The 23,834-nt window shown below is 41.7% G+C and carries 28 protein-coding genes and 2 tRNA genes; 25 read left to right on the top strand and 5 right to left on the bottom strand.

Going from position 1 to position 23,834, the window contains the following annotated elements:
- Positions 1-80: 80 nt before the first annotated feature.
- The 17 genes from WC819_01375 to WC819_01295 all read left to right on the top strand — a co-directional run bounded on the left by WC819_01375 (position 81) and on the right by WC819_01295 (position 11,817).
- Positions 81-1,295, top strand: a complete 1,215-nt coding sequence (locus WC819_01375; GenBank protein MFA5985982.1) for a hypothetical protein — start codon at positions 81-83, stop codon at positions 1,293-1,295.
- 266 nt (positions 1,296-1,561) lie between these two features.
- Positions 1,562-1,747, top strand: coding sequence for a hypothetical protein (locus WC819_01370; GenBank protein MFA5985981.1), 186 nt, complete (start codon positions 1,562-1,564; stop codon positions 1,745-1,747).
- 138 nt (positions 1,748-1,885) lie between these two features.
- Positions 1,886-2,266 carry a hypothetical protein gene (locus tag WC819_01365; protein MFA5985980.1) on the top strand — a complete coding sequence of 127 codons (381 nt, stop codon included), beginning with the start codon at positions 1,886-1,888 and terminating at the stop codon, positions 2,264-2,266.
- A 20-nt stretch (positions 2,267-2,286) separates the two neighbouring features.
- A complete protein-coding gene (locus tag WC819_01360) occupies positions 2,287-2,628 on the top strand; it encodes an inorganic diphosphatase (GenBank protein MFA5985979.1) in 342 nt (113 codons plus the stop codon).
- Between the two features lie 35 nt (positions 2,629-2,663).
- Positions 2,664-3,164 (top strand): NUDIX domain-containing protein, encoded by a 501-nt coding sequence (locus tag WC819_01355; GenBank protein MFA5985978.1) that lies wholly within the window; start codon positions 2,664-2,666, stop codon positions 3,162-3,164.
- 8 nt (positions 3,165-3,172) lie between these two features.
- Positions 3,173-3,718, top strand: coding sequence for a hypothetical protein (locus tag WC819_01350; GenBank protein ID MFA5985977.1), 546 nt, complete (start codon positions 3,173-3,175; stop codon positions 3,716-3,718).
- Positions 3,719-3,916: 198 nt separating this feature from the next.
- Positions 3,917-5,794: a DUF2339 domain-containing protein gene (locus WC819_01345; protein MFA5985976.1), complete on the top strand. Its 1,878-nt coding sequence runs from the start codon at positions 3,917-3,919 to the stop codon at positions 5,792-5,794.
- Between the two features lie 3 nt (positions 5,795-5,797).
- Positions 5,798-7,024 carry a thrombospondin type 3 repeat-containing protein gene (locus WC819_01340; GenBank protein MFA5985975.1) on the top strand — a complete coding sequence of 409 codons (1,227 nt, stop codon included), beginning with the start codon at positions 5,798-5,800 and terminating at the stop codon, positions 7,022-7,024.
- Between the two features lie 22 nt (positions 7,025-7,046).
- On the top strand, positions 7,047-8,024 hold the full coding sequence (locus WC819_01335; protein MFA5985974.1) for an NAD(P)-dependent oxidoreductase: 978 nt from the start codon (positions 7,047-7,049) through the stop codon (positions 8,022-8,024).
- Between the two features lie 129 nt (positions 8,025-8,153).
- The gene (gene rplU, locus WC819_01330) at positions 8,154-8,462 is read left to right on the top strand and encodes a 50S ribosomal protein L21 (GenBank protein MFA5985973.1); all 309 of its coding nucleotides are present in this window, start codon (positions 8,154-8,156) and stop codon (positions 8,460-8,462) included.
- Positions 8,463-8,592: 130 nt separating this feature from the next.
- Positions 8,593-8,820, top strand: coding sequence for a hypothetical protein (locus WC819_01325; GenBank protein ID MFA5985972.1), 228 nt, complete (start codon positions 8,593-8,595; stop codon positions 8,818-8,820).
- A 217-nt stretch (positions 8,821-9,037) separates the two neighbouring features.
- Complete coding sequence (locus tag WC819_01320; protein ID MFA5985971.1) at positions 9,038-9,385, top strand: hypothetical protein; 348 nt, start codon at positions 9,038-9,040, stop codon at positions 9,383-9,385.
- Positions 9,386-9,407: 22 nt separating this feature from the next.
- Entirely contained in the window at positions 9,408-9,674 is a 267-nt protein-coding gene (locus WC819_01315; protein ID MFA5985970.1) for a hypothetical protein, read from the top strand.
- Positions 9,675-9,819: 145 nt separating this feature from the next.
- Positions 9,820-10,173: a hypothetical protein gene (locus WC819_01310; GenBank protein MFA5985969.1), complete on the top strand. Its 354-nt coding sequence runs from the start codon at positions 9,820-9,822 to the stop codon at positions 10,171-10,173.
- Between the two features lie 207 nt (positions 10,174-10,380).
- Positions 10,381-10,599 (top strand): hypothetical protein, encoded by a 219-nt coding sequence (locus tag WC819_01305; protein ID MFA5985968.1) that lies wholly within the window; start codon positions 10,381-10,383, stop codon positions 10,597-10,599.
- Between the two features lie 328 nt (positions 10,600-10,927).
- A complete protein-coding gene (locus WC819_01300) occupies positions 10,928-11,350 on the top strand; it encodes an HIT family protein (protein MFA5985967.1) in 423 nt (140 codons plus the stop codon).
- A 182-nt stretch (positions 11,351-11,532) separates the two neighbouring features.
- A complete protein-coding gene (locus tag WC819_01295; protein ID MFA5985966.1) occupies positions 11,533-11,817 on the top strand; it encodes a hypothetical protein in 285 nt (94 codons plus the stop codon).
- A gap of 351 nt (positions 11,818-12,168) precedes the next feature.
- On the opposite strand, the gene recR is transcribed toward WC819_01295, so the two are convergent.
- Entirely contained in the window at positions 12,169-12,759 is a 591-nt protein-coding gene (gene recR / locus WC819_01290) for a recombination mediator RecR (GenBank protein MFA5985965.1), read from the bottom strand.
- Between the two features lie 255 nt (positions 12,760-13,014).
- The gene (gene dnaB, locus WC819_01285; GenBank protein MFA5985964.1) at positions 13,015-14,352 is read right to left on the bottom strand and encodes a replicative DNA helicase; all 1,338 of its coding nucleotides are present in this window, start codon (positions 14,350-14,352) and stop codon (positions 13,015-13,017) included.
- Positions 14,353-14,514: 162 nt separating this feature from the next.
- Between dnaB and WC819_01280 the strand changes: the two genes are divergently transcribed.
- The 3 genes from WC819_01280 (at position 14,515) to WC819_01270 (ending at position 15,366) form a co-directional block, all read left to right on the top strand.
- Positions 14,515-14,585: transfer RNA gene (locus WC819_01280), tRNA-Pro, on the top strand.
- Positions 14,586-14,620: 35 nt separating this feature from the next.
- Positions 14,621-14,691 (top strand) — tRNA-Pro (locus WC819_01275).
- Between the two features lie 75 nt (positions 14,692-14,766).
- On the top strand, positions 14,767-15,366 hold the full coding sequence (locus WC819_01270; GenBank protein ID MFA5985963.1) for a DUF5684 domain-containing protein: 600 nt from the start codon (positions 14,767-14,769) through the stop codon (positions 15,364-15,366).
- Positions 15,367-15,439: 73 nt separating this feature from the next.
- On the opposite strand, the gene WC819_01265 is transcribed toward WC819_01270, so the two are convergent.
- Both WC819_01265 and WC819_01260 read right to left on the bottom strand, forming a co-directional pair.
- A complete protein-coding gene (locus WC819_01265) occupies positions 15,440-16,651 on the bottom strand; it encodes a hypothetical protein (GenBank protein ID MFA5985962.1) in 1,212 nt (403 codons plus the stop codon).
- 2 nt (positions 16,652-16,653) lie between these two features.
- A complete protein-coding gene (locus tag WC819_01260; GenBank protein ID MFA5985961.1) occupies positions 16,654-17,922 on the bottom strand; it encodes an NAD(P)/FAD-dependent oxidoreductase in 1,269 nt (422 codons plus the stop codon).
- 115 nt (positions 17,923-18,037) lie between these two features.
- Here WC819_01260 and WC819_01255 point away from each other — a divergent pair, with 115 nt between their 5' ends.
- The 3 genes from WC819_01255 (at position 18,038) to WC819_01245 (ending at position 20,385) form a co-directional block, all read left to right on the top strand.
- Complete coding sequence (locus WC819_01255; GenBank protein ID MFA5985960.1) at positions 18,038-18,562, top strand: MliC family protein; 525 nt, start codon at positions 18,038-18,040, stop codon at positions 18,560-18,562.
- 118 nt (positions 18,563-18,680) lie between these two features.
- Positions 18,681-20,168 (top strand): cardiolipin synthase, encoded by a 1,488-nt coding sequence (gene cls / locus WC819_01250; protein ID MFA5985959.1) that lies wholly within the window; start codon positions 18,681-18,683, stop codon positions 20,166-20,168.
- 43 nt (positions 20,169-20,211) lie between these two features.
- Entirely contained in the window at positions 20,212-20,385 is a 174-nt protein-coding gene (locus tag WC819_01245) for a hypothetical protein (GenBank protein ID MFA5985958.1), read from the top strand.
- A gap of 357 nt (positions 20,386-20,742) precedes the next feature.
- Here WC819_01245 and WC819_01240 read toward each other — a convergent pair whose 3' ends face one another.
- Complete coding sequence (locus WC819_01240; protein MFA5985957.1) at positions 20,743-20,967, bottom strand: hypothetical protein; 225 nt, start codon at positions 20,965-20,967, stop codon at positions 20,743-20,745.
- 344 nt (positions 20,968-21,311) lie between these two features.
- On the opposite strand from WC819_01240, the gene WC819_01235 reads away from it, so the two are divergent.
- On the top strand, positions 21,312-22,325 hold the full coding sequence (locus tag WC819_01235; GenBank protein ID MFA5985956.1) for a sortase: 1,014 nt from the start codon (positions 21,312-21,314) through the stop codon (positions 22,323-22,325).
- A gap of 20 nt (positions 22,326-22,345) precedes the next feature.
- Entirely contained in the window at positions 22,346-23,791 is a 1,446-nt protein-coding gene (locus tag WC819_01230; protein MFA5985955.1) for a right-handed parallel beta-helix repeat-containing protein, read from the top strand.
- The last annotated feature ends 43 nt before the right edge of the window (positions 23,792-23,834 follow it).

The raw sequence follows: 23,834 nt of genomic DNA, 5'->3' as shown, positions 1-23,834 counted from the left end.
CACGAAGTATGGTAGCCTGTACTGTCGGTTTTTGGAATGTTATTTAATAAGATGTCTCATCTTCTATATTGGAGGATCATATGTTGAAAGACGGTACAGACATGATCGTTTTGCCAGGCAGTCCTTTTTGGGATGTGTTCAAGCGATTTGGCAGTGATGAAGTGTTGGCACTTGTGGTGAACACAGGGGCAACGTTTTGGCTGGGATTGTATTTTACGAACACGGCTGGAACGGATGTCGTCGCACGCTTTGCCGGAGTGTATGTCACCCTAAATTTTTTATTGTCGCTCATTGGTCCGGTAGTGGAAAAGGTGGGATTTTTTCCATTGCATTTTTGGGAAGCATTTAAAATTTACAGATCAACTATTCAGGAAAACAGGAGGAGCTTGTGCTGCTATTTTGGTAAGGCATTGCGAAAGGGCAGTAAAAGTTTGATGCAAGATGTTTTGATACATGATCCGGTGTATTTTGCCATCATGTACGTAGGATTGCTTTGTCTGCCGGAAACTCCTGCGTGGCTTCTGTCATTTTTTAGTTTTGTCGTAGCGGTATTTATTGTGGCTGGAGGAGAAGTTAGTTTTGTAGAACTTTTGTATCTCAGATTGAAGCGAGGATTGAAACGGTTGGGATTTAGTCAGATATCATATCTCGAATCTCGGTTTTATTATGATTCTCATGAAACAGCAAGAATGATATTTGACATGCTTGTTGCACGATATGATCTTGCCACTATGGGAATTGACGGCAGTGTGTTCAGTCAAGACCCATCCGTCAGCCAATACTATGATCGGTACATTGGCAATAAGTTGCCGGTGTATAATGCCAGAAGACCTCGTGTGCGATTCAGACAACGAGAATCAAGAAAGGATAAGAAAAGTTTGATGTCCATTCAAATCGTTTTTACATTAACGAAAGAAATGGATAGGAGAGAGGTGGCACAGTATCGATATTTCCCGATTCGGAAAGATAAATTTTATTGCCGATTTTCCGGCAATATGTGCGAAAATATTGTTGATATCCTTGATCCATCCATAAGGAGATTTCTCAAAAGATTTTTTCTCCCGAAAGATGTGACCAATGTTCAATTTGTTCGCATGGTTGCAAATAATCCACAAACACTTCTCGTATCGCTGGATCAGGTGGGTGAAGTGTCGATTGTGGAACTGAAAACGTATTTGGGTCAGAAAACCATTTTGAAAGAGGCTATGCGTCTGGCTATGCATCATGGGGGTCAGCAGACGACTCATGACAAACATGTCATTACGCATATAAGTCAGATGCAAACATCATCCTAATGACGCATGTTTACGCACCAATTCTTAAAAAGAATTGGTGCGTATTTTTTGTTGTAGAAAAAAATAAGAGGTTCATTTGAATCATTATATTCTCGCTTACGTTCAAATTGATGCGATGGATTTGCCAGTTTACCGGTAGGCAGATAGAGTTTTGACAAATGGTCTGGTATTGTTTAGAATAATCCGAAAGATGATGACAGTACTTTAAACGCAATGTAAACATGTGGGAGGAACGAATTATGGCTTCAAAAACAGACTCAATAAGCATGAACGCATGCAAGGATATGGACAAAGCAGGCTTGCTGGAAGTAATCGGCGACCTTCTCAAAGAAAGAACCGTTCTGGTCAGTATTTTGGATGGAATAGCCAAGGATAAATTATCCGCCACCGTTTTGTCAGAAGATTGCGAAACGATCGACTCGATGGCAGGAAGAGTATTTGATTGGTCGTAATGCCATCAATTTTATTCAATGAATTTTATGCACCGGACAATAGCAACATGTTGCCGGTGTTTTTTATTGTTACTATCCGCATGTGGATTTATGAGGCGGATAATGATAAGATGAGAGTAATAAAATTAAAAATATGCTATGAACAAACAAAATATTTTTATTGGTGTGGCGATCGGACTTGTGCTGGCGGGCATCGGTTTGTATTTCATTTTGCCGGATGATTCTATGGAAACGCCACTTTCAGAGAAAATTATTTTTTATTATGGCGATACATGTCCACATTGCAAGAATGTGGAGGAATATGTCGCACAAAATAATGTACAAGAAAAAGTGCCATTTGAACAAAAAGAGGTCTACAATAATGAAGAGAATGCCAAAGAATTAACACGTACAGCACAGCAATGCGGTCTGGAGAAAAATAAAGTAGGGGTGGTGCCATTGCTGTGGACGGGGGAGAACTGTTTGGTCGGGGACAAGGATATCATCGCCTTTTTTGCAGAGAAGATCGGTAATCAATAAAATAACTAGTTGCTATTTTTATGACTGAGGCGAAAGACTTTCTCAATAAGCCGGTGTCTGTGACAATTGATCGACCAATGGGCTCACGGCATCCACAGCACGGTTTTGTGTATCCACTCAACTATGGCTTTGTGCCGGATACAATGATGCCTGATGGGGAAGAGATTGATGCGTATATACTGGGTGTTTTTGAGCCGTGTGAAAAATTTGACGGTGTAGTGATCGCGTATATCCAACGGCTGGATGATATGGATGATAAGTTGATCGTGGTACCAAATGGGGTAACATATAATGATATGCAGATTCGTGCACTTACAGAATTTCAAGAACAATTTTTTCGCTCACGCATTATACGCGCATAAAAAAATAAATGATAATTTATCGAGTATAAAGTTTTATGAAAAAAATAATTTGTAGAGATATTCATGGCGAACAGAGCGAACATATGGCACAGGATCTTATTTTTCGCCCTTCGGTGTATGCGGTAATCATTTGTGATGGAAAGGTATTATTATCGCGGCAGTGGGATGGATATGATTTTCCTGGCGGAGGTATAAAAAAAGGTGAACGGATTTATGAGGCATTGCGAAGAGAAGTGCATGAAGAAGTTGGCATTGTCATCAAGGAGAGCACGTTGATTTCTTGTACAGATGATTTTTTTGTTTCTCCTAGAGATGGAAGATTATTACATTCTATACTCATGTATTATGCATGTGATCGATATAGTGGAGATCCACATATTGACAATCTTGTAGAAGATGAAAAAAACTATATTAGCGGTTTTGAATGGGTTGATATCCAATCGCTTAATGCAGTCAAATTCTATAATGGCGTGGATAGCATTGCTCTAGTTCAAAAATCTGTAAGATTGTTACAAAACAATCGTAAAAATAATTAATAGATTCTATGAATATTCCAAAACAATATACATCACTTACATATATACACGATATTGACTGGCGGGACATCTTTGCTGTGTGGCGTTCCTATGAGGCATATCAAAAAGGATGGGAGAAGCATTGGATAGAACGGGGGTTTGATTCGTGGGATATGTGGCGTCGCAGTTATATCGCATCGCTGGCACCGGAGTCACGGCAATGGGAAGTTTATCGCATCGCCGATCCTGCGCATGATGTGTCACTGATGTATGGCGTACCATCGCGCGGATGGCAGGCTAAATGTTATGATGGTGCATCGACAAAAAGGATCGCTGATATTTTGTTGCATCCAATGGTCGCAGACAATCCCAAAATGCGCGAAATCGAAGAAAATTTCCCGCATCAGACGATGCTCACCGGCATTGTGCACGAAGGGAAGATCGTTCTGGCGGAGGGTATGCATCGTGCGTGCGTCTTGGCGCGGATGAAGGCGTGTAAAGAAAATGATGTAACAATTGCGCTTGCACCATATGATGGGGAAATTCCATCAATTGGTAAAGGAGACAGGAAGTAGAGAATTATTGCAGGAGCACAGTTGTACTGTGCTCCGCGTGTTTTTTTGTGTAATAAAAAGAAGGGATCAGGTTACAAACCTGCTCTTGTAAGATGTGTTGTCATTGCGAGCCTGCCTTTTTTGCAGACGTGGCAATCTCTGGCAGATTTATATGATATAATACAAAAAAGAAAGACATAATTTTTTAAACACAAAAATATGGACAAGCTCTTGGAGCTTCTTTTGGGACTGCGCAAAGATGTGGATGCGTTACGATCTGATGTGCATGCATTATCAGAAAAAGTGGACCATCTTACACCGCAATCACAGCAACAAACTGCACAGGCTGTACAGTCTGTAAATGTAGAGCAGGCGGTATATGGTCGACAGTTATCAGCATCGGAACAAGCATATCTCGATCGCTTGCATCATACAGAAAACACATCTGCTACGGCACAAGGGTCTGCGAGCGCACCGGAACACGACACAATAAATGTCATACCGCAAGCTCCTCCTGTAGCGCCAGTAGCTTCTGCTCCTGTATATATTACGCCGACAGGTCCGAATGCAATCGAACGATTTTTTGCATGGTTGGCGAAAGATTGGCCGATGAAAGTCGGTGGATTTTTTGTTATTGCCGCTGTAGGATGGTTTGTGACATATGCGGCAAGAGTAGGGTGGCTTTCTCCGGCAGCGCGCGTTGTTTTGGGCTATATTTTTGCGGTGGCATGTGTTGCGTTTGGCACATTGCGCGCTGAGAAAGAGCGTACGCAAGGAAATGTTTTCCTCATCATTGGTAGCGGTGCAATGCTCATTTCGACTTTGGCGGGTATGTATTTCGATCTGATCATGCATAGCATGGGACTTTTTGTGATGTTGATCGCGGTTGGCTTTGTGACATTGGTATCTCTCAAACAAAAGAGTGTCGCACTCACATCATCTATGATCTTTTTTGGTGCGATCATTCCGTTATTCTTTTTTTCTGGTGTAGGTATCAACACGATTTTCGCCTATTTGTTTATTTTGACGCTTGGCACATTGTGGATCGTATCATTTACCCAATGGCGCGGACTGACATTTTTTATGTTGTGTGTTGTCGGGGTTTATTCGATCGGCTATATGATCGATGCATATGATAGTGCGGACATTGAAAGTGTGACCAACATTATTATCGCTTTTCTTTTTGCGGCGACATTTTATGTTGCGAGTGTAGCCTCTGTGATCAAATCACAAAAACCGCATGCGTATGATCTGGTAACCGCAATTGGTATCGGGTTTTTGTTCTTGGTGTGGATGCTGAGCTTTGCGCCGGAAGTGTTGGAAGTGCCTTTGATCCTAATTGGTACACTGTTTTTTGTAGGGGCATCATATATTGTATTCGTGCGCACAGGACACAGATCCCCGACGGTGATCTATGCCGGTGTAGGAGCAATGCTCTTTGCAGTGGCTACAGCATTGCAATTTGATGGTCCTATCCTGGTAACGGCATATGCTGTCGAAGCGGCAGCAGTTGTATTGATCGTTTTATATTTGATGCGGCAAAATGTGACAAGTGGTATGCGTGCATTTTTCATCATTCTTTATGTCATACCGGTGTTGATGTCGTTATATTATGTGGCAACGATCTTTGATTATCTCTTAGCACCGGATTATGACACCATGAGTCAGATGTCCGCATTATTTGCTGTGACCATGATCTGCGTGACAGCATTTGCCGTTGCCGCGGGTGTTTTGCGGCTTGTAGATACGCGCAGTGGAGGAAATATGGCACTTTTTCGTACTTTTGCATATACCGGCGGTATCTATGCACTGCTCATTGTGTGGTTTGTTACGCACATTTTCATGTCTGATTATGATGTGGCGACATTTGTCGCACTTGTGCTCTATACGATCACCGGTGTGATCTTTTATGTGTTAGGTATCCGTGAGAGCTATAAGCCGTACATGGTTGTGGGAGGCATACTATTTGGCTTGGTTGTCCTGCGCGTTTTGTTTGTTGAGTTCTGGGGAATGGATATCGTAATGCGTATCATCACATCATTTGTGTTGGGAGCATTGCTTATCTCCACAGCGTTTATTCGTACAAGTAAAAAATAATCTATGAAAAGATTCATTGCACCGATAGTGATCGTGGGTGGTATTCTCCTAACGACGTGTGTTGTGTACGCGCAAGCAATAACGATTACTTCAGAGCAACAAAGTGCATTCATGTCACGAGCGCATGTTGATCCGGGAAATATCGTTGTACCAAAAATGGTTGATGTCCCGTTATCATTCGAAGAGAGTGCGCAACTGCTTACACTTGTCGCTGATGAGTCTGGTGCTATCACACCATCAACCGTGATCACACATACACAAAGTCAGTCATTGCACCTCACAGCAAATGATTCCTTTGGAGGTGGCGATGCGCATAATATGGTAGATGCTTCCTATGAGACATTTGCAGAATTTCCTTTCGTGGAGGGGCACGTTGTCAGTGATAACGTGACTACTGTGACCGACCAGTATGATAATGAAACACGCGCGAGTGAACGAGAGACGTCTGTTGCTTCTGAAAATACAGTGGACATTGATATTACGGCAAACCGGCCGTTTACAACAGATACGCTGTCTCTTCAATTGGATGATTACATCACAAAGCCAACGCATATACGTATCGCATCCATCGATGTGAGTGGTAAAGAACATGTGTTACTTCCGGAAAAATTTTACAACCAATCAACGATCAATTTCCCCAAAAGCACATCTGATCATTTTCGCATTACACTAAAGTATGCAAAACCGCTTCGTGTCAATGAGATCACATTTTCCGAACAAGGGATCCCGCAAGCGATAGAACGTTTCGTGCGCTTTGTGGCTGTACCACAAAAAACATATGATGTGTATTTCAATGCGTCAGAGCGTGTAAAAGTGTCGGAGCAGGAAGCGCCAAACTTCAACAAGGATAAATCTATGCCGATCATAACGCCGATGTCCATAACGGATAATCCCCTGTATAAAAAAGCTGATGCGGATAGTGACGGCGTGATCGATCGTGATGATAACTGTGTTACTGTGTCAAACAGCGATCAGGTTGATAAAGATGGTAACGGCATAGGCGATGCATGTGAAGATTTCGATCATGATGGTGTGATGAATGCGTTGGATAATTGTCCGGACACTGTCAATCGTGTGCAGGCTGATGAAGACTTTGACGGCATCGGCGATGCATGTGACGGCACGGAAAGTCGTTTGATGGAAAAATATTCATGGATCCCCTATATCGCATTGGTAGCGGTTTTTGTGATCGTGACAATGTTGATCATCAAGACCCTCAAACAAAAATAAAGATTATAAATAAATTTTTTGTATGCAAAAAATATTGATTCTCGGTGCAAAGGGGATGCTCGGACAGGAATTGGTAGAAGTGTATAAGGGCGATAAAGAGTATGAGGTGACAGCGTGGGATCAAGAAGATATCGACGTGACTGATCTCGTGGCACTGCGACAAAAGGTTACGGATCTTTTGCCGGATGTGATTTTCAATGCGGTTGCATATAATGCTGTGGATGCGTGCGAAGAGGATGATCAGGAATACCTCAAAGCGGAAATATTGAATAGTGATGTGCCGGAAGAATTGGCAAAAATCGCAAAGAATATCCAAGCGAAACTCGTGCATTATTCTACGGATTATGTTTTTGATGGAGAGTGTCCAAAACATAGTGAGGGAGAGGTTGGTGTGTTTTGTGATGATGCATGCGTGAAGTACACGTGTGAAAATTCAGGGAATCGTCCATCATATTATACATATCGTGAAGACGATGCGCCGCATCCTCTATCGCGTTATGGGTTGTCCAAGTTGCATGGCGAGCAAAATGTCGCACGATATGCCGACCACTACTATATCATTCGCCTATCAAAACTTTTTGGCAAACCAGCAATTTCTGCTGTGGGCAAAAAAAGTTTTTTTGACATGATGCGTGAATTGGGAGATAAATCCGGCAAAGCCGGTGCAGAGCAATTTAACATGGTAAAAGCAGTTGACGGGGAAGTGAGTAAATTCACCTATGCGCCGGATCTTGCGCGCGTGAGCAAAGACATCATAGAGAAGAATCTTTTGTCAGGCATTATTCATGTGGCAAATGACGGTGTGGCTTCGTGGTATGACGGCGCCAAGGAATTATTTGATATTCTCGGATTTACAACGGAGATTGTTCCTGTGCCGCCGGAAACATTTCCACGTCCTGCCAAACGTCCAGCATCTTCCGTGCTCTCGGTGACCAAAGTCCCGCAATTACGCCATTATCGTGACGCATTAAGGGAATATGTGGAGAAAAAGGACAAATAGATGCTCGAGGCAACCCTTTGTTGACACCCAAATATTGACACACAAATACAAACGTAGTATATTGGAAGGACTGTAGTGACAGGATGTCACTGCGTTTTTGGGTGTAATTTTTATGTATATTTTAAGACCATGTTGGCTATAATCAAAACAGGCGGAAAACAATATAAAGTTTCTGAAGGTGATAAAATCAAGGTAGAAAAACTTGCAGGAGAGGTCGGCGATAAAGTGACCTTTGCGGAGGTTTTGCTTGTCGGTGATGAGAAAAAGGTGGCAGTCGGTATGCCGGTTGTAGAAAAAGCAACGGTAGAAGGCAAGATCACGGAACAAGATCGCCATGACAAAGTGTGGGGCATCAAGTTCAAAGCCAAAAAGCGCTACAAACTCAAATTCGGACACCGTCAGGCGTATACAGAAGTACAGATCACAAAAGTTGCATAAAGACTTTCAAAACCGCTCGAAAGAGTGGTTTTTTTGTGTCTGATGCATTGACATTTCTCAATATCCTGTGTACCATACGCTTTCAGTTCCTTGGCATAATATTTCTATCACATAACATACGGAGGAAAAAATGTTAGAAAATTCTGATGAAAGACCTGAGCCGGAGAGAGATCCTAAATATACGATTTCCGAGCGGGTCCAATGTCACGGTCTGTTTGGGAAGGTCGAGGATATCAAATGGATATTTCACAACCGTGGCGATGTGTGGGTGTGGGGCTATAAAATCGCATGGGAGGACAAGGAGCCGGGTTTATCGATCGTGTATCTCCCCGAGGGTTATTTGCAAAAAGAAAGTTGAACAATGATATCTGCAAAGCAGAATCACGAGGTCATCGATAAGTCGGTGACCTTTTAATTTTTTAGAGTAAAAAAATATAAACCATGCCACCTATTTTTTCAAAATAGCACAAGTGAACTTTTGCAAGACAGTTGACAGAATAGTTAAAATGTGCTATCGTTAACAGTTAGTAGTTCATTAGCAAAAAACCATAAAATTCATCGCAGGAGATAGAATCATGGACAAACCAAGAGATTGGACGGATTGTGCCAAAATTTCCAGAAGGACTATTTTGCCGCCACAGATTATCGCGGATGCATATGGCATCAGCCGAGTATGTGACAATAACGAAGAGGAGAACTTGGACAGATTAACTGACGTAACTACGGCCTCTCTTGCATTTCATAAAGCATGCTACATGGGGAGGATGTCTCTTGCTCGGAAAATTCTGGAAAAAATCGTTCAAGAATTCTTGAACACGCGGTCGGATTGTGAATACGTGATCGAACAGACGGCCTTTCTGGGATATGCGGACATCATGCAGGCGGCCATCAGGAAAATGATGCCGATGTTGATTGATGATTGAACCATGAAAAAAGGAGGACGTCATGGAACAATGGCAGGTCTATTTGTTTGTAGCAGCACTTGTTGCTGTTGCGTACTTTTTCGGCAGATGGAAAGGCAAGCATCTGGGTAAGATACAGCTTTTCAATGAAATCTGTATCTCTCATGAGGAGTGGAAAGGCGAGTTGAGAAACTCTGCCGGGGAAACCTATGAAGTCAGCACTCGCTATCTCGGGCAGGTAATTGTCCTAATACCCGAGTCTGAGGAGCACCCTTTTTTAGGCAGTAGTGAATGCCAAAAGAATTGGTGATCAAAAAATCGAATAAAAACGACTCGCTTATAATGGGCAGAGTCGTTTTTTTGTCTATGTTTGCTAAATTCTTTCAAAAATCTATAATAGAAAACAGGATATGCGTTCTTACGAGGTAAAATATCAACTGACAAGGGAGTGTGCCATGCAAATTGCATTAACTGTTAGGCGGTTTAAAAAAGGGGAAAAGAAGAGATCAGAGTATAAATTTCCTGAGGCGACCTATGAGGGTGTCATAGAAATTCCGCAAGATAATAATGATGCTCCCATCGACACTGTCTTGAAAGGAAATAACGGCAACCTGCCAATAAAAATACATTGGCAGTCGCGTGATAAAAAGATATTTTGTATCACCAAGGAAGAAAAAATTCATTTTACACTGAAAACAGTGCTTCCTACAGGTGAACATCTCGGAGGTGATCACGTCGGCGGTCAAATGCTCGAAACGGGTCAACACACGAACTGGTCAGCAACGATGATCATTTATCCAACGAAATGATCGTATTAGCAAAAACGTATAACGACCCCACTCATAATAAGCAGGGTCGTTTTTTTTATTTTCTTTATTTTTACTCCCTTCTTATAGTATGCGTTTATTTAATTGAAAAAACGATTATTGACAGAAGATGTTATGCTGTGATATTGTTTTTATTTGAGAATAGTCTCACAAATCAAGAAATTCAAGTTCTTCATAATGGAGGGTGACATGAAATGCATTGTGGATGATTGTACGGGGAAGATAAATATGGATGGAAGTGTTTCTGTACAAGTGGGTTGCCACTGTTCAGACGTCGCCTTTCCATGCGACACGTGTGGACGTCTTCATTTTTTGAGAGGTGATGAAGTGCACAAAGTGCCTGTTGGTGTAAGTACAAGAGGCGGTAAAGAGGCGTTTCTTATTGATGGTCAGATCATCCATCGATAAGATATTCCAAAGCCCAATTATTAAAGCGACCCATTCATAATGAATAGGGTCGTTTAATTTTATTTATAACACAATAAAAGTGTAAGCATTTTGCAGGAGCAGGTTTTATAACCTGCTCCTTTCATTCATCATATAATAACAAAAATATCGGAGCATAGTACAACTATGCTCCTGCATAAGTCGTTTTCTTTTTTACAAAGAAAAAAAGTTTTATTGAAGTTCTGCCCATCTTCGCTCCATATGCCATTGCTAAAGACTGCCTACCGGCAGGCAAGGGATGAAATTTGAGCTTTTATTGAACATGAATTATTGATATAATGAATTTACTATGTGTTGTTTTTTCTGCAAAATTGTCGATAAGTTGAAAGAACGAGATGATATTCTTTTTGAGGATGATCATGTTTTTGTGATGATGGATCAAGATGATGCTGTAAAAGGGCATGTTTTGGTTGTATGGAAAGATCATAAACTGAATTTTTCTGATCTTACAGAATCTGAGAGTAAATATTTTTCTGATGCTGTATATAAAGTAGAAAAAGAATTATTGAAAGAATTGCGGGTAGGAAAATCAATAATTCTTAAAAGCGGTGGATTAGAATCACATTTTCATTTTCATATTTATCCTGTACCAGAAAACATACAATGGCAAACCGTAAAAGATATTTTTGACAAAGAAATACAATATACTTTTATTGATGGTGAAAAAGAAAAATTTATTGAAAAAATGCAAGAAAGATTAAAAAATAGATAAGCTATAGTTTAATAACTACCTTGCAAAGTATGTTTTTATTTACTGGCCTTGTGGGATGAAGTTTGAATTTTTCTATGCAATAAAATACTTAGATTGACAAGTGTTTATTATCATGATAAATTATATAATCGTTATTTACAAAAAAAATAGTTTCCCAATCATTCATCGCAAAAGGAGAATTTATGTTACAGTCAATGGTGAAAGAGGATTATGATAAATTGATGACAAAGATGAGGCGGCCAAAAGGAGAAGAAATTGAAACAATGCGTCGTTTTATCAATAAAAAGGTAGAAGTGATTTCTTTGTGGGACGGCAAAATGCAAATGGAAGTGGGAGTTCTTACAGATATAAATCATGAACAAATTTACATCCCTCCAATCACGGTACCATTCAGCGGTCGTTATTGTGGTGTAATTTCTTTTGCGTGTGATGGTAATATTATCTATGATATCAACTCTTTGGCATGAGATGACAAACGTCATTTGAAAAAAAGCAATTCCATCGAATAAGAGAATTGCTTTTTAATTTTGCCAAAATTTGATGGTTCTATGGGATGAAGTTCGAACTATCTTATGCAATGGATAGTAAGTGAAAATGACTTGCTCACTTCTTATGACCTTGACAAAAAATGCAATGATGCTAGAATGCGATCAATCAAAAATGTCCCGGAAGGGGCACCCTGTTAATAATATATAGTGAAACAATTGATGGACGAGCAATGCTCTTGTCCACATAAACTTCCAAACCAATTGTTTCACGCCAACCTGGACCTTACGCAAGTGAGGTCCTTTTTTTTGACCCATATAGGATTCAGACATTTACGAGAAATTTTGGCGGTTGGTGAGGGCGCTGCGGATGGTCATGTCGTCGGCGTATTCAATGTCCGATCCTGTCGCAAGTCCGCGTGCCAGACGAGAAATCGTCACACCTGTGGTATTTTGCAGGAGGAGTTTCTGGACATGCATCGCTGTAAAATCGCCCTCTGTCGTAAAATTCGTCGCGATGATGATCTCTGAGAAATGATCTTTTGTCACTCTTGTGAGAAGGGCATCGATCGTGAGGTGGTGGGACTCTTGTTTTTTGAGGGTGCCTCCGAGGACATGATACAATCCGTCAAAAGCACGTGATCTCTCGATGGGGATAATATCCAGCGACTCTTCGACAATGCACAATTTGGTCGTATCGCGTGCGGAATTTTGGCAGATGGCGCACAAGGAGTCTTCGGCAATGTTGAAGCATTGCGTACACGTTGTGACGTTTTTGATATTGAGCATGTCTGTGGCAAAATCATCAACGAGGTCTTTGCTGTTTTTGTACAGATGCAGGACGAGGCGCTCTGCCATTTTTGGACCGATGCCGGGCAGGGCACTGAAGCGGTTGATGAGTTTTTGGAACGAATTGGGAAACATATAATAAGTAGAAAGTTAAAAGTTGAAAGTCAAAAGTACGGGAAAAGGATAGATTCAAGTTATAAAATTAAAAGTTGAAAGTTAAAAGTACGGGAAAATGATACATTTAAGTAGAAAGTTAAAAGTTGAAAGTTGAAAGTAGAGGAAATAATAGATTTGAGTGGAAAGTTAAAAGTTGAAAGTAGGGGGAAATGATACATTTGAGTTATAAAGTTAAAAGTTGAAAGTTGAAAGTGTGGGAATTAGTGATCTTTTTTATGTGTTGTGGTGCTTTTCGAGACTTTTGTAGGAGGCGGATTCTTCGTGAAAATAGAGTTGTTTTACGCCGACGGGGCCGTTGCGATGTTTTGCCACGATGATCTCAGCGACACCCTTGTTCTCAGTGTCAGGATTTACACGGTCTTCACGATAGATGAACATTACGACATCGGCGTCCTGCTCGATGGATCCTGATTCACGCAAATCGGAAAGTCGCGGTCGTTGATCCGGGCGGGATTCAACGGCACGAGAAAGCTGTGAGAGGGCAACAATAGGGATATTGAGTTCTTTCGCGAGCATCTTGAGTCCGCGGGAGATCTCGGAAATTTCTTGCACGCGGTTCTCATTGTGACGTCCTTCCATCAACTGGAGGTAATCGATGATGATGAGACCGAGATTGTGCTCCGCTTGCAAACGACGCGCCATCGTGCGCATCTCCATGATGTTTGCGCTTGACGTGTCATCGATAAAGATCGGTGCCTCGGAAAGAACACCCATTGTCTCATTGATCTTTGTAAAATCGGAATCCTTGAGATTGCCGGTGCGCAGACGCCAGAGGTCTAGACTTGATTCAGCCGCGATCATGCGGTCAACGAGTTGATCCGCGGACATTTCCAGAGAAAAGATCCCGACGGGAATTTTTGATTGTGTGCCCACTTGTCGCGCGATGTCGAGGGCAAGGGACGTCTTACCGACTGACGGGCGCGCCGCGAGGATGATAAGATCGGATCGTTGCAATCCGGAGAGTAATTCATCCAAATCGGGAAATCCCGTAGGGACGCCGCGCATCACACCTTTGTTCCTGTGGAGATCATCGAGGCGATCAAATGCTTCTCCGAGAATGGTTTTGATCGGTGTGAATTCTTGTTTGAGAGATTTTTGTGACACGCTAAAGATCTTTTGCTCTGCATCGTCCAGAACCTTTTCAATATCTTCAGCCTCATTATAACCCAACTCATTGATCTCTGACGCAATGGCGATCAAGCGGCGAAGTACCGCCTTTTTTTGAATGATCTTGGCGTAGTAGGTGATATTAGATGCGCTTGTGACGCCACGCACCAGTGACGCGAGATATGATGCGCCGCCAACCGAGTCGATCTTGTTGTTTTCCTCGAGGGCATTGGACAAGCTCAACACGTCGATCGGGTCGTTGTGCTCATAGAGTTTGAGCATCGCACCATAGATCGTGTTGTGTGCTTCTTTGTAAAAGTCGCCAACCGCGATCAAATCTGCAATTTTGGTGATCGCATCTTTGTCTACCATCAGTGCGCCGAGGACGGTTTTTTCTGCTTCGGACGCTTGAGGGGGCATACGCATTTCTGTTTTTTCTGCCATAGGGGAAAAAGGATAGTATTTAACGATGTACGTATTATAGCAGACCTTTGTAAAAAGCGTCTGTTCATAATATGTGCACATAATGTGCGTGAAAAAATGCGATGGATGGTCATCGGTTGCAATCATCCTATTTTTTGGGTAGAATGGATGATGTTTGTAGTGCGGGGCGTAGTATACCGGTAGTACGCATGATTCGGGTTCATGTAGACCGAGTTCGATTCTCGGCGCCCCGACAGGAAAACAATGTTATAATATAAAAAAGATTATGCGGGGTATCGTATAGTGGTAGTACGCAAGGCTGGGGGTCTTGTAGTCGCGGTTCGATCCCGCGTACCCCGACGAGAAACAATAATGTGATTGTCCATTTTTTGCGATATTTGCTATAATGGACGCATAAGTATTTAATAAAAAAATATGGATGCTACAGCAACTCCAACACTGCATGTTGGTGACGGTGTGACACTGGCCATCGCCAATGCCACAACAGAAGATATGTATTACAGCGGTGATTATACTGCGTCGGACGCAGATTATACGACGGGAGATAATTATACGATAGACGGTTATTACACAGGAACCGGCATGCCACAACAAGAGATCGATCCGGCAGCTGCAGCTGCTATGGCGGGTGTGGGACTTGTGATGTTTCTCATCTGGTTTGCAGTTATTGTGTTGATGCTTGTGTCCATGTGGAAGATCTTTACAAAAGCGGGACAACCGGGATGGGCATCGATCATTCCAATTTACAATGCAATCGTATTATTACAAATCGTCAATAAGCCGATCTGGTGGATCGTGCTTCTCTTTATCCCATTTGTAAACTTCGTCGTGATCATCATGATCTATCATGAGTTGAGCAAGGCATTTGGCAAGGGGGTTGGGTATACATTGGGTCTGATCTTTCTGAGCATCATCTTCTTCCCGATGCTTGCGTTTGGATCGGCAACATATACCAAGCCGTTGCAACCGATGGCACCACCAATGCCAACGCCAAATCCAACACCAATGGCGTAAATAAAGGTGTATACATAGTATTTTAAAAACCGCATGATGTCGTGCGGTTTTTTTGTGAGTAGCACATGGGTTATTATTTTTTGATGAGGATAGAAATATAGGAGAATAATGTGTTTTCGATGATGTCAATTGTCGTATAGTCTTTGGAAAAAAAACGATTGGCAATCGCATCACTGGAACGAGGTACGTTTTTGAGTGAGTATGACCGTTGTTCATGGAGGAAGTCCTCCGTATGCGATACAAGCAATGCTGTTTTGGTGTAAACAGAAAATGTAATGATACACATACCCAGAGCAACAATGGTGAGTATAATGATCATCGTAAGAATCTTCTTTTGCCCTCGCGATCGCATCGGTACGATAATTGGCGTTGTTTTGTGTTGTGCATAGCGTTCGTCATAGTAGATAATTGTCAGAATACTGATGCGCAATGTTTTGGTGATCGACAAAAATACAAAGATGCTCATGATCGTTCCTGCAATGAATAGTGTCAATATATCAGACACAAAAAGGGGGTGATGATGAGAAAAAAATATCATGCCCTTCATGATCATGGAAAAAAAGATGATCCAGATGATCGCGATCAGTAAAAAGAGCATGTAAAAAGCGATCGTGGATCGTGTGCGTTTTTTACTCGCATGTACGGTGATTTGATCGTCAAAGTCGTAGGGAGATTCATTTTTTTCCAGGCAGATGACATAGGTGCTCATGGTGTAGTGAAAAAGGATCGCAATGACCAATATAACCAAATAGATCATGAGGCCGATATTTCCCCAATGCAGAAAGGATGTATGTGGAAAGACCTGCAAAATGATCTGCCAGAAGAAATATAGTCCGATCAAAATATAAAAATGCATCCGTAATTCAATGATGCGAACCATGAGAACGTGAGGTGTTTTGATGCATGAACGCAAAAACGCGCGCAGAGAGGAAATCGGCGTATTGCGGTAGTATGACGATGTGATGATGATGATCGCATTTGTTTCGATCAAATAAAAGAGGGCAAAAAAGAACAAAACGCCAATGAGGACAAATACTGCATGAAAATTGATAAAAGAGAGATAGGGTATGTGCTCCATGGCACTACCGACACGGAGATGAAAGAGGATCTTGTCAAAAAAATCAACGGAAATCCGCAGAAACATGTTTGCAATAAAGATCAAAAAGAAAATATAGGCAATATCAAAAAAAAGTTGAAATTCGACCGAGCGCAAGAGGCTTTTGCGTGTGAGATGCAAACCATCTCGGATGTCAACAAGTGTTTCTTTGAGTGGATGTGTCGTCATAGTTATTTTTTGAGTGAGGATGCAATATGTGTCCCGGCGACAAAACCGGTTGTCCAGCATAACTGTAGTGAAAAGCCACCGGACGGACGATTGATGTTGATCACATCACCAAGGATTGACAGGTTGGGATAGAGGCGAGATGTCATTGTGGTAAAATCGATTTCCGAAGGCACGACGCCGCCATCAGCAACGATCGCCTTGTCCATGCCACACGTGCCAGTGATGGGAAAGGTGAGATTTTTGATCGTGTGAACGAGGTTTTTTCTTTCCTCACGTGTGATGTCTTTTGCGAATTTTTCAGACAATTGCACGTGCGGGAGGTCGAGAATTTCATGGGCGATTTTTTTAAAGATCATATCAGGGAGGATGTTCTTTAATTTTTTGTCTCCATTTTGTGTGAGGAGTTTGAGTATTTTGCGATCCAACTCAGATTCTTCTGTATCGGGGAAAAGATCGATCACGGCCTCCACAGGACCTTTTTCGAGCAATTTCTTGACCTCATATGCGCTATTGATCACTAACGGCCCCGATATGCCAAAGTGTGTAAAAAGGATTTTTCCTGTTTTGCGGATACATGTTTTGCCGTTTTGGATAAAACGGATTTTCATAAATGACCACGAAATGCCGGAAAGGTTATGAATCCATTTTGATGGAGTTTTGAGTGGTACGAGATTGGGATTGGATTTTTGTGTTGTGTGTCCGAGTGCGTTGAGAAATGTCATGCCATCTCCCGTTGACCCTGTTTCCGGTGCGGCAAGCCCGCCGGTCGCGATCACAAATCTTTTTGCAAAGTATTCTTTGTTGCTGTGATCGCGTAGAGAAATGATCGTTTGATTTTCATGATGGAGAGACGTGATGCGTGTATTGGTGTGTATTGTGACGCCGCCTTTTTTCATATAATCAATTAGAACAGTCAAAACGTCCTGTGCTCGCTGTGTTTTGGGGAAGGCGCGATTGCGTGCTTCTACGACAAGTGGCAGATCATGTGCGGCAAAAAAATCAAATGTATCTTGTACGCCAAACTGTGCAAATGGGGAATGAAGATATTTCTTGTTTTCAGAAAAATTATTGAGAAAGGCAGTAGTATCAAAGATTGCATTGGTGATATTGCATCGGCCACCACCGGTCAAGAGGAGTTTGTTGCCGAGTGTGGCGTTTTTTTCCACGAGCAAAACGCGTGCACCTAATTGTGCTGCGCGTCCGGCACACATCATGCCAGATGGTCCGCCACCGATTACGATGACATCATACTGATCGTTATTTTTATGCATAGTCGAATTTTAGCACAAAATGTCATCTGTGGATAACTCGCTTGATTTTTTAGTAGGCTCATCTATCATGAACGGTACGGGGGTGTGAGGATAATTATTTACATGACAAGACGGTATGAAAAAGATTTTTTGGATAATGGGCGCAGTGATCCTTCTCGCTGGTTGCAGCGTACAAAAGGATACAACAAAAGAACAAGTGACGAGCGAACCAAGTGATATGGCAGTGATCTATAATTGTCAGAGTCAGGAGGTAAAAGTTGACTTCAATAATGCTGTGGAGCCTCAAACAGCACAACTCTTTTTTACAGGCAAAGTGCATGAAAACGTGATCCTTCCATTGGTTATGTCGGCATCCGGTGCAAAGTATTCCGATGGCGTGGTAACGTTTTGGACACACCAAGGAGAAGCCACTCTCATGATGGAGTCCGATGGCAAAAATATCATATGTACACAACAAAATATGACGGCAGACGAGCCTGTGATCACAGATGGCAATGGAAATGCTGTCATGCCGGGATGCAAGACATGGTTTGACGGATGTAATACATGTACAGTGAGCGATGATGGGAAACTTAGTTGTGCAAAGAAATATTGCGCACCGGAATTGATGCAAAAAGCGCGATGTATGGATGAGTCATAGGGACATCCTTATTGTTTTTTCTCAAAACTGCCCACACAATAGGGCAGTTTTTGTTTCGTGACAGAATGCAAAAAGTGAGTTATGATGCAAATAGTTTAAGAATAATCAATCAAAGATCATGTACAGTCTTATCTCACATGCAGAAGATTTTTCCGCTTTTGCGTTTCTGTTGATCTATGTCTATCTTTCTGTCGTGATGATCTTTATCATTATGGAAAACCGGGATACAAGCTCAACGCTTGCGTGGATCCTTATATTCTTGCTTTTTCCTATTATCGGTCTTTTCCTTTACATTTTTTTTGGACGCAATTGGAAAGTGCACAATACACAGAAAAAAAATCGGATCAAAGAATTGCGAGAAAAATCAGAAAAATTTTTGGAAGGGATCCGTGCGCGACAAAATGAGTATTTTCAAAGTGTCAAAGAATGTGGTTTTTCTGTTGACATCGAGCGTATGTTGCAGATCTCGCAAAATAATTCCGATGCGTTGCTCACAGTCAATAATGCAATTACGATCTTTCAATCTGGTGAAGAAAAATTTGATGCGCTCAAAAATGATCTGCGAAACGCACAGGAATTCATTCACATGGAATATTTTATCTGGCGCAAGGATCCTCTGACGCAAGAAATAAGTGACATTTTGATCGCAAAGGCAAAAGAAGGTGTAGAAGTGCGTATCATTTTTGATCCCATTGGATCTTTTTTTACAAATTTCTTTCAAAGAGGACATTTCCGTCGTATGCGTAAAGCAGGTGTGCGTGTTGTGCCGTTTTACAACACGCTATCACCACTCAAGATCACAACGATCAATTATTTTTTGCACCGAAAGATCGTTGTGATCGATGGCGTGATCGGTTATACGGGCGGAATGAATATGGGACAAGAATACATCACAGGAGGCAAAAGATATCCCTCGTGGCGTGATACGCATATGCGTATTTATGGGGAAACAGTATTATCATTGCAGGCAGCCTTTGCGATCAATTGGGAAGAGGCACAAAAAGAATCCGTATTCAAAGAAAAATATTTTCCTCTGCATGTTGGTAGGGTATATGGTGATCTGCCAATTCAAATCATTTCCTCAGAGCCACATTCATATTGGCAACCGATCAAACAGTCATTGTTTACGATGATTTTGTCGGCACAAGATCATGTGTATATTCAAACGCCGTATTTCATCCCTGATGACAATCTCTTTGAGGCGATGAAGATCGTGGCACTTTCCGGTGCGGATGTGCGGCTGATGATCACGGGCGTTGTGGATAAAAGCATCCCTTATTGGGCGGCGTTTACATATTTTGAAGAACTGCTTCTCGCCGGCGTGAAAATCTATCACTACAATGCGGGATTTCTTCACGCAAAGACCGTTATGGTGGATTCGTGTGTATGCTCGATCGGTACGACCAATATGGATATTCGCAGCCTGCGACTTTCTTATGAAAATAATGTTGTGATCTTTGATCGTGATGTTACACAAAAAATGGAAAAGGACTTCAAAGATGATTTAATCATGTGTAGTCGGTTTACTTTTGGTGATCATAAAAAAAAGAATTTTTTTATCAGACTGCGTAATTCGATCGTGCGTCTCTTATCGCCACTTTTGTAAGTTGTGGTATAATACTCTTGTAAAAAATTAATGATAAAGACATATGGGATTTTTTTCTCGGTTATTTGGCAGAGATGATCATATAGAAATGCAGGACGTTCCTGCTGAACCGCAAGAGCAAGAAACGATTGAAGATCATGGTGATACACAAGATGCACAATCGGAACAATCCGCTGAACCATCGCCGTTTTTTGATCAAAACAGTGATCAGCAATAAATGAGGATGAATCGAGAAAAATCACTTTTAAAGCACCCTGCAACATTGTGATTGTGAGGTGTTTTTTGGATGCATATTCATTAATCCATTCTATCTTAAATCAGGGATTGTGTTGAATTCTTGTACTCAGCTCTTTTTTTGGACATTGCCTTTTTGACTTGACAAAAATGCAGTTATCATCTATAATCTTGCCACAGAGTACTTTGTTATTATGGGTTAAAACTTTAACAACTGGAGGTGAGGCCAATGAGCGGAAAAGTTAGAAGGCACGTCCTCGTTTCGCGATGCATCAGATGCGATTGCATCTATGGATGCACCTTGTTAACAAAAGACGGTGGTGTGATCCAAAAACGATGTCTAGCATGCGACGATGTGCTTCGATGCGGGAATCGTCACGTTTTGATACCGATAGAGAGCATCGGCGGAAAGAAGCGCTGTCATTGTGAAGAGTGTCCTGAATTTTCTGCATGCGACAAAAAGGACAAGAGGGAACAACGGAATTGCTTTGCTTGCGACCGTCGTCATAAGTGCAAATATGTGTATATGATAGCGTTGCAGGATGAGAATGCCGCTACAGCTCATGGGTATTGTTCCCGAAAGTGTGCCATATCAGAATATTTCAATGTTTGCACTGAAGTGGATATTGCGGAAATCCTGAGTAACTTTTCCGAGGAAGAGTTTCGAGAGACGATCCTGTTGATGCAGGCCGTTTGTAAGATAACAGAACTCGCTCCAAAGACAGCCCAGGAAGCAATTATACTGAAAAAGAAGTTGCTTCGAAGGAAAAAAGATGAATAGTGGCCTGGTAATTTTCCGGGTCACTAATTTTTTTTGTCGTTTAGCATGTATCATGTTAAAAAACAATCCGTTGACAAAACTAATAAAAAATGTTATAATTAAAAATCAGTATCTGATCACGTAAAAAAATGAATATGCGAATTTTATCGACAATTGGGGCATTTGTTATCACGTTTTTTATCGTGTATTTTGTGATTTCCGGCGGTATGAACGCATATAGTTCACGCAAAATCGCTTATGTCGCCGAGGAAGACGTTGCGACTAAGAGAGATTTTGGTATTGCACAAGCGTGGATGAAAAAATATAATGTTGTTGTAAAAAATGAGATCGATCTCAAATTGGATCAAGATCATGATGGATTGACGCTGCTTGATGAATATACATATAACACCGATCCAAAAAATGCTGATACGGATGGTGATGGGTATACGGATGGACGTGAAGTGAAGAATGGTTACTCTCCAAGCGGAGAGGGCGTGCTGGATGTAAATAATAATCACATTCCTGACAAATGGGAGATTGAAATGATCGGACGTGTCGTTGACGACGGTGATGATGATCCTGATAATGATGGACTGACGTATTATGATGAATATATTTTTGGTACTGATCCAAAAAAAGCCGACACGGATGGCGATGGCTATACGGATGGACGTGAAATTGCCAATGGCTATGATCCTGTCGCGCCAGGAAAAGCGCAAATCACTTTTATGATCGCAATCGACAAAATTGATGTGGAAGCACCGGTTGTACTCTCTGCAAGCACGGATGAAGGCGCCCTGCAAAAAGATCTTGAAAACGGTGTTGTACATTATCCTGGCACGGCGCTTCCGGGACAACGTGGCAATGCCTATATCGCGGGACATAGCAGTAATTATGCATGGTCAGGTGGTGCGTATAATTATGTTTTCAAAGGATTGAATGATCTTGCGCCAGGAGATAAGATCACGGTAACGATGGCATTTGTAAATGGCAAAAAGATCTCCTATGACTATATTGTGTCGCTCAAAGAAGAAGTTTCTTCGGATGATGCACGGATCTTTGCACAATCACGATCACAAGAATTAACATTGACGACGTGTTGGCCACTTGGCACAAACGCACGACGCATAATGGTCAAGGCACAATTGCAAGACATATAAGTCTTTGCTATAATTTCTTCATGAAACAAAAAATCCTATTTTTACTTTTGATGATTTTTTTTGTGTTTTTCGGATCGATCTTTGCAGGAGATCCTGTTTTTGTGTACGCATCCGATAAGTGTTATGTTGATGAAAGTGCAGATAGTGGTGGCGATGGCAGTGATGATGATCCCTATCAGAATATTGATAAAGCATTGGATAAGGATTGTGATCGGATCATTGTCTCTGCGGGAGAATATAGTGATAATATCGTGATCGGTGAGGATGTGAGTGTAGAGGGGAAAAGTCGTGACAGTGTCACGATCACAGGATCCGTGACACTGAAAGATGGTGCTACGCTGTCCGGTGTAACAGTATCTGGAAAAAATGGCATTGACGTGGATAATGATGCAAGCATAGAGATTGAGGACAGCGCAATTGTCGGCGCAGATGTGGGCATTGCCACGGTTGCGGGAAGCGGAAAAGTGACGGTACGTGACACAGATATCCATGCTGGCAATAAGGGTATGTATTTGCAATCAGGCATTACGGTTGCGGTGACCGGTTGTGAGATTTATGATAATGATGAAGAAGGAATTGACGTGCGATCAAATGTCGCCGGGTCAATTACAGACAATGAGATTTTTAGTAACGGCGAAAGCGGTATTGAAGTGATCTTGGGCAAAGCTGATTTGACGATCAGTGATAATAAAATCAAAAAAAATAAGGCAAGCGGTATTACGGCACAATATTATAAAGGCACGGGGAGATCCGGTGCAGTCAAGATCAAAAACAATACAATTACGGACAACGCTAAATACGGCATGAATTGTCAGGTGCCAAGCGGAGGAAATCCAGGAGCAGAATTTTGGGAAGCCTCGCTCAATATGTCATCTAACAAATTGTCAGGAAATAAAAATGGAAATTTTGCGCCGGAATGTTCATTATCTGCATCAACAATTTCCGATGCGAGCATGACGCATGCACAAAAAATAGCGGCAGAGCAAATGCAAAAAGAAGAGGCTGCAAGAAAATTAGCAGAACAAAAACAACAGATCAAAACAAAGCAAGAGCTGGCAGATGAGGAAAAACAGCATACCATTGACATGGAAGAGCAAGAGAAAAATCGTGAACTATTGCAAAAAGATACGGAGTTGCAAACCAATGCACAAGCAGCTATTACGGCAATGCAGACGGCATATGACGCGGATATGACGTCGGTCGCACATGCCCAAGAACGCAATGCTTTTGTGTTGTTTTTGATCGGACCGCACGTAAAAGATATTTCTGCCATTGCAGAACGTGCAACTGTGTATGAGCAAGGATCCGCATCGGTACAAAAAGCAATTGTCGATATGACTGATCAAACAAAAAAACGTGTTTTACAGCAACAATTGGATGATCTTTTGGAAAAACGGGATGTTATTGATGGATTTTGTACGCAGCAACAAAAAGAATTCAGTCTCTTTGGGTGGATGTTTGATTGAGTATGATCAAAGAGTAATCGTTGGAGGATTGTGTAAAAAAGCA

It is taken from the genome of Parcubacteria group bacterium, assembly GCA_041660065.1.
Lineage (GTDB): Bacteria > Patescibacteriota > Minisyncoccia > Moranbacterales.
The sequence above is the reverse complement of the archived record's forward strand: the minus strand, read 5'-3'. Positions and strand labels throughout refer to the sequence as shown.